General features: G+C 33.3%; 13 protein-coding genes and 1 tRNA gene. 4 read left to right on the top strand and 10 right to left on the bottom strand.

Annotated features, from left to right (window positions below; translation table 11 throughout):
- Window positions 1-43 precede the first annotated feature (43 nt).
- From EUI_RS0106885 to EUI_RS0106865, 5 genes are read right to left on the bottom strand one after another with little or no spacing between them, the layout of a single operon-like run.
- The gene (locus EUI_RS0106885) at window positions 44-517 is read right to left on the bottom strand and encodes a hypothetical protein (protein WP_010017023.1); all 474 of its coding nucleotides are present in this window, start codon (window positions 515-517) and stop codon (window positions 44-46) included.
- A gap of 30 nt (window positions 518-547) precedes the next feature.
- Window positions 548-1,777, bottom strand: coding sequence for an ABC transporter permease (locus tag EUI_RS0106880; RefSeq protein WP_010017022.1), 1,230 nt, complete (start codon window positions 1,775-1,777; stop codon window positions 548-550).
- A complete protein-coding gene (locus tag EUI_RS0106875; protein ID WP_010017021.1) occupies window positions 1,774-2,664 on the bottom strand; it encodes an ABC transporter ATP-binding protein in 891 nt (296 codons plus the stop codon). Before EUI_RS0106875 ends, EUI_RS0106880 begins: the two co-directional genes overlap by 4 nt.
- 10 nt (window positions 2,665-2,674) lie before the next feature.
- Window positions 2,675-3,151, bottom strand: coding sequence for a hypothetical protein (locus EUI_RS0106870; protein ID WP_010017020.1), 477 nt, complete (start codon window positions 3,149-3,151; stop codon window positions 2,675-2,677).
- Window positions 3,144-3,353, bottom strand: a complete 210-nt coding sequence (locus tag EUI_RS0106865) for a helix-turn-helix transcriptional regulator (protein WP_010017019.1) — start codon at window positions 3,351-3,353, stop codon at window positions 3,144-3,146. Before EUI_RS0106865 ends, EUI_RS0106870 begins: the two co-directional genes overlap by 8 nt.
- Window positions 3,354-3,504: 151 nt before the next feature.
- Between EUI_RS0106865 and EUI_RS0106860 the strand changes: the two genes are divergently transcribed.
- Window positions 3,505-3,714, top strand: a complete 210-nt coding sequence (locus tag EUI_RS0106860) for a P8 family protein (protein WP_010017018.1) — start codon at window positions 3,505-3,507, stop codon at window positions 3,712-3,714.
- Between the two features lie 88 nt (window positions 3,715-3,802).
- A tRNA-Glu gene (locus tag EUI_RS0106855) sits at window positions 3,803-3,874 on the top strand.
- A 410-nt stretch (window positions 3,875-4,284) separates the two neighbouring features.
- Here EUI_RS0106855 and EUI_RS10580 read toward each other — a convergent pair.
- Window positions 4,285-4,614, bottom strand: coding sequence for a hypothetical protein (locus EUI_RS10580; RefSeq protein ID WP_162091582.1), 330 nt, complete (start codon window positions 4,612-4,614; stop codon window positions 4,285-4,287).
- A gap of 538 nt (window positions 4,615-5,152) precedes the next feature.
- On the opposite strand from EUI_RS10580, the gene EUI_RS0106835 reads away from it, so the two are divergent.
- Both EUI_RS0106835 and EUI_RS0106830 read left to right on the top strand, forming a co-directional pair.
- Entirely contained in the window at window positions 5,153-5,338 is a 186-nt protein-coding gene (locus tag EUI_RS0106835) for a hypothetical protein (protein WP_010017013.1), read from the top strand.
- Between the two features lie 91 nt (window positions 5,339-5,429).
- Window positions 5,430-6,476: a hypothetical protein gene (locus EUI_RS0106830; protein ID WP_010017012.1), complete on the top strand. Its 1,047-nt coding sequence runs from the start codon at window positions 5,430-5,432 to the stop codon at window positions 6,474-6,476.
- A gap of 265 nt (window positions 6,477-6,741) precedes the next feature.
- On the opposite strand, the gene EUI_RS0106825 is transcribed toward EUI_RS0106830, so the two are convergent.
- From EUI_RS0106825 to EUI_RS0106810, 4 genes are all read right to left on the bottom strand, one after another.
- Complete coding sequence (locus EUI_RS0106825) at window positions 6,742-7,011, bottom strand: hypothetical protein (RefSeq protein ID WP_010017011.1); 270 nt, start codon at window positions 7,009-7,011, stop codon at window positions 6,742-6,744.
- Window positions 7,012-7,345: 334 nt separating this feature from the next.
- On the bottom strand, window positions 7,346-7,816 hold the full coding sequence (locus tag EUI_RS0106820) for a YbaK/EbsC family protein (protein ID WP_010017009.1): 471 nt from the start codon (window positions 7,814-7,816) through the stop codon (window positions 7,346-7,348).
- A gap of 414 nt (window positions 7,817-8,230) precedes the next feature.
- Complete coding sequence (locus tag EUI_RS0106815; RefSeq protein ID WP_014947463.1) at window positions 8,231-8,902, bottom strand: DUF4767 domain-containing protein; 672 nt, start codon at window positions 8,900-8,902, stop codon at window positions 8,231-8,233.
- 439 nt (window positions 8,903-9,341) lie between these two features.
- On the bottom strand, window positions 9,342-9,602 hold the full coding sequence (locus tag EUI_RS0106810) for a SemiSWEET family transporter (RefSeq protein ID WP_010017006.1): 261 nt from the start codon (window positions 9,600-9,602) through the stop codon (window positions 9,342-9,344).
- Between the last annotated feature and the right edge of the window lie 77 nt (window positions 9,603-9,679).

Here is a 9,679-nt window from a genome sequence, read left to right as displayed (position 1 = left end):
AACTAAGTAAGTTTAGTTTTATCTAACTTTCTTAGTGTCTTTTTTATGGTTTAATTTTTAACTTGCTGTCTTGCGCAATAATCCATGAATTGAGTCTTCTATCATCAATTCGCGTTGGATGTATTTTGAGAAACTGGCGGTAGAGTGTGCCAATACGTTTACTGAAAATAAGCGTGTTTGGGGCAACTAGATCATCACTGAGTAGTTGATATAAGCGAATAGTATAACTGATAAATGTGAGTTCATCAGTTAGTGCTGTACCATGCAGACCATGATCCTCCGAAAATAAATGTTGACGTGCAGCAAAGCCAAGTGCTTGTTGGAAACGATTTAAATCTTCAGGATTCAGTCTGGCATCAGGACCACTAGCAATTATTGTTTCTTTAAAACTTTTGATTGCTTCAGATGTTGCTTTATTGGTCAGTTCCAATCGTTGAAACGCAACACCATCAGCAGTTTCTCGTTCTTCATATTTATACCATTTATGATTTGTGAGAAAAAAAGGTGTATTATCCATATACTCGTGTCTCCAAACTTAATATTAGTGTTAGTTCTTAATATTCTTAATATTTTTGATGAGTTGGGACATGATTTTGTCATCGCTATATGATAGAACGTTTTTAGCGTAAATATTTTTTCCAAACCAAGCAAGTACAATTAGAGTAACAAATGAAATCACAAGTGACAAGATTGCGGCAGGCCAAGTTTCAACCTTTGTCACTAACCTTACGGGCATCATACTTTGTGAGATAAAGGGCACGTAACTTAATATTTTAATAGCAAAATTATTGGGCATATTTGTCATGATAAAACTAAACATATAGCCGGTCGTTGCTAAAAATGTAATGGGCTGAATGGCTTGTTGTACTTGCGCATTATCATTAATGAGTGATGCAATCATTGCGGTAAGTACAAGGTAGAGTGCAACTGCTATTAGAATGAAAGCGATAGCATAGAGTGTGAAACCAAGTGTCACACCTGAAAACGTTTGTTTGATACCATCTAGCATCGTGTTATTTTGTAAAATAGCGTAACCAATTGCACCAGCAATAATATAGATCAATAGATGAGTTACTGCTAACGCAAAAATACCAATTATCTTACCAAAGTATTGAATACTTGCTGATGTCGCTGCTAACAGGGTTTCCATGATACGGGATGATTTTTCATTGGCAATTTCTGTGGCAATCATTGACGCATACCACATGACAATCACTGTTGTAATAATCCCAATAGCGATAGCAATAGCGTAATTAGCCGTGTCTGAATTTTCACCATTGGTAGATTTATTATTCGATTGTTTAACAACTGATTTTAAATTGAAGGGTTGGATTAAATCTTGCGTTTGTTTAGCTGTCAATCCGTAGCTTGCTGCCTTTTGACTACGTGAAATATTACCCAAGACACTCACAAATGCTTCTTTATTAATTGTGTTACTTTTTGGTTGTGTTGTTAATGTCGCATTTTCAGAATTCAGTGTTAAAATACCATCTAAGTCTTGCGCTGTTAACGAGCGATTAGCTTTTTGGCTATCTGTAATTTTTGAAATCTTGATACCCAGTGCTTTTTCATCGTGAATAAACACTTGTCGTACTTGTGAATTACCAATAACTGCAACTGTTGGTGTCGTATTACCTTGCATTTGAGTCACACCAAAAATAATACCACCAACAACTACAGCAAAAATAATGGGGGATAAAACTAACAACCAGTAACCACGTGTTTTAAAATGGCTTCGGAAAGTTTGTTTCATAACAATAATGAGTCCTGAATTCATGATAGAGCGACCTCCTGTCGGAAAATATCATCAAGTGTTGGTGGTTGCTGTGAAAATGCTGGGATATAACCATTTCGCGTTACGAAGTCAAATATTTGATGACCAGTTGCTTCGTCATTAATTGTGATATCAAAGCCAGCACCTTGTTGATTAATGTGGATAACACCAGCAATACTGGCGAGTTCTGCTTTTGAAAATGGCCCTTCAACGTAGACTTTGGTTCGTCCAAATTGTTCACGAATTTCTTGTACGCCGCCTTGCAAAACAATTTTTCCTTGCTTAAGCATTGTAAGATTATCAGAAATTTTAGTTACATTGTTCATGTCATGACTCGAGAAAATAATCATGGCACCATTATCACGCATACGAACAATTTCGTTCATCATGATACTTGTATTCACTGGATCAAGTCCAGAGAAGGGTTCATCTAGTATAATAAATTCGGGATTAAAAATGAGTGCTGCAATCATTTGAATCTTTTGTGCATTACCTTTAGACAGTGATTGCACTTTGTCTGTTGCTTTACCAACGACATCAAGGCGTTTTAACCAGTCAGCTAGCGCAATTTTAGCATCTGATCGTGTCATACCATGCAGTTCAGAAAAATATAAAATTTGTTCTTCAATGGTTAGCTTTTGATATAAACCACGTTCCTCAGGTAGGAAACCAATTTTTTGCTTATCAGATTGTGTAATCGGGTGGCCGTTCCATGTAATGTCACCCGATGTTGGTGCAATAAAGTTTAAAATCAGTCGAAAAGTGGTTGTTTTACCGGCGCCATTTTGTCCAATTAGTCCCATGACTTTCCCAGGTTCAAGCGTCATATTCATATCGTTGACGGCAATAGTTTGTCCGAATTGTTTGTTAAGATTTGTCAGTTGAATCATGTGTTGCTCCTTATAATAGTTTAGTGAATAACCAACGTAGGCTGTATTGTAGTATTAAAATTAAAACTATTGGTGTGGCAAGATACCAATAATATTCTGTGAAATAACTTAGGCCTAAAATAAAAGTTAAATAAGCAATAACGAGCAATATTTTCAGAGTAAGCGCATCTGCACGTTGGCGTACTTGTTGCACGCGCTCATCTGTATCTTTTATTTTTCTACGATGTACTTCGTGTGGATTAGATAAGTAAATCACACTCCACAATTTAATACTAATAGCGCCTGCGAATAAGCCACTGTATAAACCAGAAGCAAATGAACCGAGCTTATGGCCATAAAAATAGTATATTGGTAAGCTGAGAGCGAAAAGAAAAATGGCCAAAATAATGAAAAGTATCGATACAAAATCAATTTGGTACTTTGTCAGATGACTGTAATCTTCATCACTCATACCGTGTTGCGGTGTTGCAAATAATTTTTTAAACATCTGTTTTGTCCTCCTCAAAGATAAAAACAGTCTCAATTGTGAGTTGAAAAAAGGACGCAATATTATGCGCTAATGTGAGTGATGCATTATATTTGCCCTTTTCAAGAGAAATAATTGTTTGACGTGTAACTTCTAACTTATCGGCTAGTTCAGCTTGTGTCATGTGACGTGACTTTCTGAGTTCTTGAATACGATTTTTCAATAGTCATCCTCCGAAAAAATGTATATAAAACTTTACATTTTAATTATAGCAAAAGTAATTATAACTGTAAAGTTATCTATATATTTATAATAAATTTGCATTTTGTTTAGAAAAGAACTATAACAAAGGTATAGATAAAGGGGGCCATAAAATGGCAGATGAAAAGTATCAAACGTTAGATCTCCCAATGAACGAAGTATTTGATTGGAGTGAGGATAAAACCCCATTACGTGATGCACTATGGAACCACTATATGGATGAAAGCAATAAAAATACATCAGCAACATTGAAGCATTTGAAGGCTTATCAAACTATGAGTAGCGATGAAATTAAGACGGAAGCTGAGAAGGTTTTGAAGTGAAGTTAAATGATTAGCAAAAAATGCTAGTCATTTTTAATTATGGCTGTTGACGGACGGCTATTTTTTCTGTATACTTATATCTTGTTATGGCGCCATGGTCAAGTGGTTAAGACGTCGGCTTCTCAGGCCGAAATCGAGGGTTCGACTCCCTCTGGCGCTATTTTTAAGCGATCTGTCAGAATGTTGATAGATCGCTTTTTTGTTGCTTAAATACTGTTATGCAGGCGTTTCTAAGGTGTTCAAATTAAATCAAAAAGAGTCAAAATCAATCAAAAAAAGTGCTCCTCAAATTGTATTGAAAAATGCCATTGCTTTACTTTCTTCAACAGTTCTTTTTTCAGATAGTAAATGAGCATAGGTCTGCAATGTAATTGTTGTGTTTTCGTGACCCAAACGCTCGGAGATGTATTGTATTAATATATTCTCTGAGAGAATCATAGAAGCATATGTGTCTTAGACTATGGAAGGTTAAGTCGTATTCGTATGAGTCCATATATTAATCATTTTTTTACTTAACCAATTCAAGTATGATGCGTTTGTACTTTTTAGAGATTGGTTTGCCATCGAATGCTAACATATATCGTGTTCCAAGACATTTTTGATATCCAACTCTTTTTGAGAAGCAGCCTTGAATAACTTTACTATATTAGGAAATTCATCGAAATAGGTTTTAATGACATACCCAAGTTGATTAGATGTGATATTTTCCTTCTGCTCTGGTCGTAAATGAACCGCAAAATCATTAACAAAAAAATCTAAGGCTTTTCTCAAATCCATACCATATATCTGATTTAATTTAGCTTCTAAGGATTGCCTGTAAATTTTAGGGAATTCTTCTGGTATTTCGAGTGTGAGAGACGGATTATATGATATATGATACCGATAGTTCAACCGGAGCATCGTCAACATTAGCTTTGTTTAGTAAGAACATTCTCGTAAAAAATTTATCACAACGAATATATTTAAGAAATAATGATGCAGTGGATATTGGATTACCATTTGAAAATGAAATTTATAGCTTAGTGTTGTTTTACCCACCTCATTTGATACACACTGGCGATAACAGGTGGTTGGTCAAGAGGGACGGCACGCTAAATTCAGATAATTGGCAAGAGATAATTAAGTTTGAATTTGATGAGGGAATGCGCGTTTTAAAGCAAAGGGTACGCTGGCATTTAAGTAGAACGACAGTCAAATACCATTGCTAGATATATCAAATATAATTAAATGCCAACCATTATTTGGTCAAAAAAGGCAGAAAACACATTAGCTAGTATTCATGAAAGTGTCATACTGAAAATTGCAGTATGACAGAAAAAACAATCAAAAAAGTATCATAGTTCTTCGGTGATTCGACTACGATTAATGGATTTGGTACATTTAACCAGCAAAGTGGAAGATAAAGTACATATTAAGAGCGGTTAGGAATATAGATGGAATGTTTGGCAACTTACTATTCAATCGTCATTTTATAAATATGATGTTTGATGAATTGGTTGATTTAGCAGGATATTCAAAAGCAAATCTTAGTAAGTTGCTAAATACTGCATATTTAAAAGTAGCTCTTTGGATTGCTGATGAGTTTGACTTTATATTTTCAGTAGAATTAGTAGAGATGGAGTAGATACACGGTGAATAAATTGTACAGTATATTAGTAACATCAGATAATTAAATAGAGTATAATCTATATTAAAAATTAAGAAAGATATTAAATATGAATTTTTATGCTAAATCATTAAACTTTAAAAATTATTCGACATCGTTGGAAGAAAACATTGGTCTGAATATAAGCCAAATTAAGTCAATAATTGACTGGTTTGCGGTCATAGTGGACATGCATAGGGAGAGTTATGGTATTGAAAAATTTGAAACTGTGGTGGGTAAACCTTTCAATTTTTTGATTGGACAAACCGACAGTAAAATAGTGATTGGTTTTACAAATTATATGGCGCTTCGTGACAGTAACACACTTGATACTTTCAATCACGATTCATTGTTATCTTTGAGTTTAGAGGATGCAATAATGAAAATGGAGACGCAAGCTTCTAACGAACTTGGATTGAAAAATTATGTTTTTGCTATGTTAGATAAGACTTTGTGGTACGCTGCTAAAGATTTTTTGGATTCTGTTTATGCCGAAGCAGAGCAAAAGGATGATTTTATAATCAGCATCGTAAATAAATATGTTGAACATCAAGATTCAACTGTTTTATCATATGAGTATGATATTTTACGGAGTGTAATTAAGTATTTAGAAGATTTAGATAGAAGGAAGAAAACAATGCATATTGATCCGATTTTTAAAGCAGACAATTTAGTTATAGATCCTAAAATGGTTTTCTGCGCGTTGCCTTTTAATGATGATAGATTAGAAATTTTTATCGAAATAATTAGACCGCATCTAGAAACAATGGATTTAAATGCTATCAAGATAAGTGATGTAAAGTCAATTACTGGCAATATTATGGAGAATATCTGGACTTATATTAATAAATCCAGATTTGTAATAGTTGATATAAGTGATAAAAATCCAAATGTTTTCTACGAGTTAGGTATTTGCCATACAGTAGGAAAAGATACTATTATTATTTGCGACGAAGATAGTTTTAAGAGTGACTATAAGAGTAAGTTTCCTTTTGATATTAGCGGTTTAAATACTATCGTTTATAAGAATAAAGGAGCGGGCATGATTAAACTAAAGGAGGAATTAGGTCATGTCATTAAAGCTATTGTTTCAGGTGAAGATGTAATTGTTAAGTGATATTAGAAAAAGCTGCCAATTAATTAAGTTAACGACGATTTAAGTCGTTTAATTGTATTTATAACAACACACTTAAAATCGCGTCCATTGATCGAGGATAGCTAAGAGTAAAGGCATGCCTGTAAATAAGGTACTTTAGGGTTCGGTTGCCCAGTTTTGAGCAATTATGACTAGAACTAAAAAAGGGATAACAAATCGTTATCCCCATGTCAATATCACTTTAACATCACAATAAAAGCCACCGACTTCATTATTGGTGGCTTACTTAATGTGATAGCATGTAGAAACGGTATATATTTTGTAAACAAATTAAGGTAAATAAAATTAGTGCAGCAAGAGAAATCCAGAAGTAAATTTTTTGTTTGTTAATATAGGTATCATATACCATAGTACCAAAAAGTAAAAAAGGTAAAATCTGAGCAAAGTAACTAAAGTTTTGATTGCTGATAAAGTGCAGGGCGTTACCAAGCCATACTGCCAATATTATTACTAATATTACCATTCTTGTCTTAAATAGTGTTTTATTTATTTTCATAGTTTTACCTGAATACTCCTGATTAATCGCTAGTGACTTGTTGTTAGATATGTTAGTCATTGTTTTAAAATTACTGGCCATAAAACGAAGATACAGTCTAACGCTAAAAGCAGCAGACCTAAACTAAATCTTTTTCCGTTTGTGATTTTATATTGCTTGCCCCAAGGATTAATCCATATTATACCACATAACATTAAAATAAAGCCATTTATGGCAATGATGAAGCCAACAATTAATAATAGAGTGAAGTCAATTATTAATTGTTGATTTTTCCTATATTTTAAATTATGAAATATGTGCTGATTACTGTTAAAATCGACTATTTTTTACACAATTAATAAATTTTAACAGGATAGTCTTTTAATAAATCCTCGATTTTAGATCCATCAAAAACAATTGTTTCATCATTTTGATTAGGATGGTAGGCAACATTTTTATGATCGAACAGTGCCTTATCAATATAGTAATTAACGCTTTTATCTAAATCATTAACGGCATTTAAAATAGAAACAGAACCAGGTGTGACAGCAAGCTTGTCATTTAAATCTTTCTCAGAAGCAAAACTTATTTTTTTGTTATGTGTTATTAAAGCAATTTGAGCTAACGATAATTTAGAATCAGCAGGCAAGCTAAACAAATAATATTCTGATTTGTTTTGATTTCTCAAAAAGAGATTTTTAATTTCAAATATATCTTTAGTGAACGTTAAATTTTTTGCATCTTCGATAGTATAGATTTTGGGATGTTTGTATAAACGATAAGCTATGAGTCGACTCGTAAATAGTTGTTTTAAATTATCTTTCATGTTGGCTGAGCTCCTGACATGTTGATCTGTTTTTGTATTGTTATTGGGTAGATATGATGTTGCTCGTTCTATCTGGTATCATATCGAATTGCCAGCAATAAATAATAAGATAAATTTTGAGTTCATTAGTAGAGGACTCAAGCCAATTTATCATGCACCAACTAGTGCCAAAATAGTTATTATTGGACAAGCTCCCGGTTTACGTGTCCAAAAGCAAAGTATAAGTTGTGTCTTTATTTGTCATCTTGGATAATGCTTTTAACTCGGTTCACGTAGGCAGTATCAACATGACATGATATAAGTATCAAACAAATAAAGAGAGTTAAGGGTAGAGAGAAATAATCAATACTCTTATTTGGAAATTATGCCTTAAGCCCTAATACTAAATAAATGTCGGTGTCGTACTTGTTTTTGTCAATTGTTAAAAATGTTAGCAAAGCCACTTTTGAGGTCATTGTTTTGTGTTTCAGAGAAGTATAAATCGTCACCATTTGTTGTACGTGAAATATAAACTTTTGGTTGATTATTTTGTATAACAAAGAAATATAAGGCCATGTTAAAATTATTTTTTGATACTTTACCAGAGGCAATTGCTACGACTTTGTTTGCTGATTCGCCAGAACCATCTGGGGACCAAGTAACAGCTGTAGTTACTTCATCAAACTTAATATGATTGTTATATTTACCATTTGTAAGGTCAGTTGGGAAAGTTATGCCATAGTAATTTGGTTCTTGCCCATCGTAAGTCCCAACAAAGGACTGATCCATTTGTGATTGCCATGCTGACATAAAAGATGATAGTTTATTTTGTTTGTCAGATGACCAAGTTGCTTTTGTACTATTATTACCTGAAGCACTTGTGTTGGTGTCATTGTTACTAGATGAACTAGCTATTGTTGCGTTGCTGCTTGACGAAGAACTACTTTTCAAACTAGAAGATTTTAATTGTGCTGAGGTTGTCTCTTTTGAAGTGTGGCGTTGTGCCTGATCTGTGGGTTTGGTCTGTTTATAAATCACACCAACTATGATGAATACTGCAACCATTGTAGACAATATCAATATGCTGTTTTTTCGCTTTGAAGTCATTGTTATTTCTCCCTTGTGTTGTTAAGTATAACCGACTATACAAACTAGTATATCAAAATAAACTGGATGAATTAAACTAGAAACAAAGTATTCATCATGCCATTCACGAATAAGCTTAGCATTAGAAATATTGTCTTTTTTCGCTAATGTGTGCTGACCACAACGAATAGAAAACCAAATAACTTTCTAAACAGATATTTATTTCGGTCAAGTTATTGGATTCGTATCAAACTGCAGGTAGCTTTTAAGGAAATAACGGGTAGATGTTTCTTATAATAAATAGAGTGAAAGTAATCAGTAAACCAAGAGCAACTCAGAAGGAATGCTCGTGTTCTTTAGGTTAATTCTATGTATGGTTGGTGAATTGAATGCTATATAAAAAGCCTATTGAGTGTTTAAAACACAATAGGCTGCTACGTTAAAAATAAATATTAAAAAATTAAATAGCAGTTAGGAATGTTACTAATCCAAAAATAATACCTGGAAAATTAGCAGTAGCTAGCGGAATATCACGATCTTCTTTGATCAAACCGTATAACACCCATAGGCCACAATTCACTGCAGCTACTAAAGGTTGTACTGGATTTCCTTTGGATCCTGATAGATTGTCTATTATTTGAGGAATGTAAGATACATACATCAAAATTGACATCGCGGTGGCTGTCCAACTTAAATATTCTATGAATTTTTCATGTTTCATTGATTACCCCTTTATTATTAATTAGTATACTTGTTTGAGTTTATGAAATCAAATATGATTTTTAGAGCGTATATTGC

This window comes from Leuconostoc gelidum subsp. gelidum KCTC 3527, assembly GCF_000166715.1.
Taxonomy (GTDB): Bacteria; Bacillota; Bacilli; order Lactobacillales; family Lactobacillaceae; genus Leuconostoc; species Leuconostoc gelidum.
This window is presented reverse-complemented; position numbering and strand designations above follow the sequence as displayed.

What these genes read in the sequence shown, in the direction of transcription:
- EUI_RS10580 (WP_162091582.1), bottom strand. Translation starts at nt 4,614, where the DNA reads ATGCTCCGGTTGAACTATCGGTATCATATATCATATAATCCGTCTCTC.
- EUI_RS0106825 (WP_010017011.1), bottom strand. Translation starts at nt 7,011, where the DNA reads ATGAAAATAAATAAAACACTATTTAAGACAAGAATGGTAATATTAGTA.
- EUI_RS0106885 (WP_010017023.1), bottom strand. Translation starts at nt 517, where the DNA reads ATGGATAATACACCTTTTTTTCTCACAAATCATAAATGGTATAAATAT.
- EUI_RS0106815 (WP_014947463.1), bottom strand. Translation starts at nt 8,902, where the DNA reads ATGACTTCAAAGCGAAAAAACAGCATATTGATATTGTCTACAATGGTT.
- EUI_RS0106870 (WP_010017020.1), bottom strand. Translation starts at nt 3,151, where the DNA reads ATGTTTAAAAAATTATTTGCAACACCGCAACACGGTATGAGTGATGAA.
- EUI_RS0106835 (WP_010017013.1), top strand. Translation starts at nt 5,153, where the DNA reads ATGTTTGGCAACTTACTATTCAATCGTCATTTTATAAATATGATGTTT.
- EUI_RS0106810 (WP_010017006.1), bottom strand. Translation starts at nt 9,602, where the DNA reads ATGAAACATGAAAAATTCATAGAATATTTAAGTTGGACAGCCACCGCG.
- EUI_RS0106820 (WP_010017009.1), bottom strand. Translation starts at nt 7,816, where the DNA reads ATGAAAGATAATTTAAAACAACTATTTACGAGTCGACTCATAGCTTAT.
- EUI_RS0106875 (WP_010017021.1), bottom strand. Translation starts at nt 2,664, where the DNA reads ATGATTCAACTGACAAATCTTAACAAACAATTCGGACAAACTATTGCC.
- EUI_RS0106830 (WP_010017012.1), top strand. Translation starts at nt 5,430, where the DNA reads ATGAATTTTTATGCTAAATCATTAAACTTTAAAAATTATTCGACATCG.
- EUI_RS0106880 (WP_010017022.1), bottom strand. Translation starts at nt 1,777, where the DNA reads ATGAATTCAGGACTCATTATTGTTATGAAACAAACTTTCCGAAGCCAT.
- EUI_RS0106860 (WP_010017018.1), top strand. Translation starts at nt 3,505, where the DNA reads ATGGCAGATGAAAAGTATCAAACGTTAGATCTCCCAATGAACGAAGTA.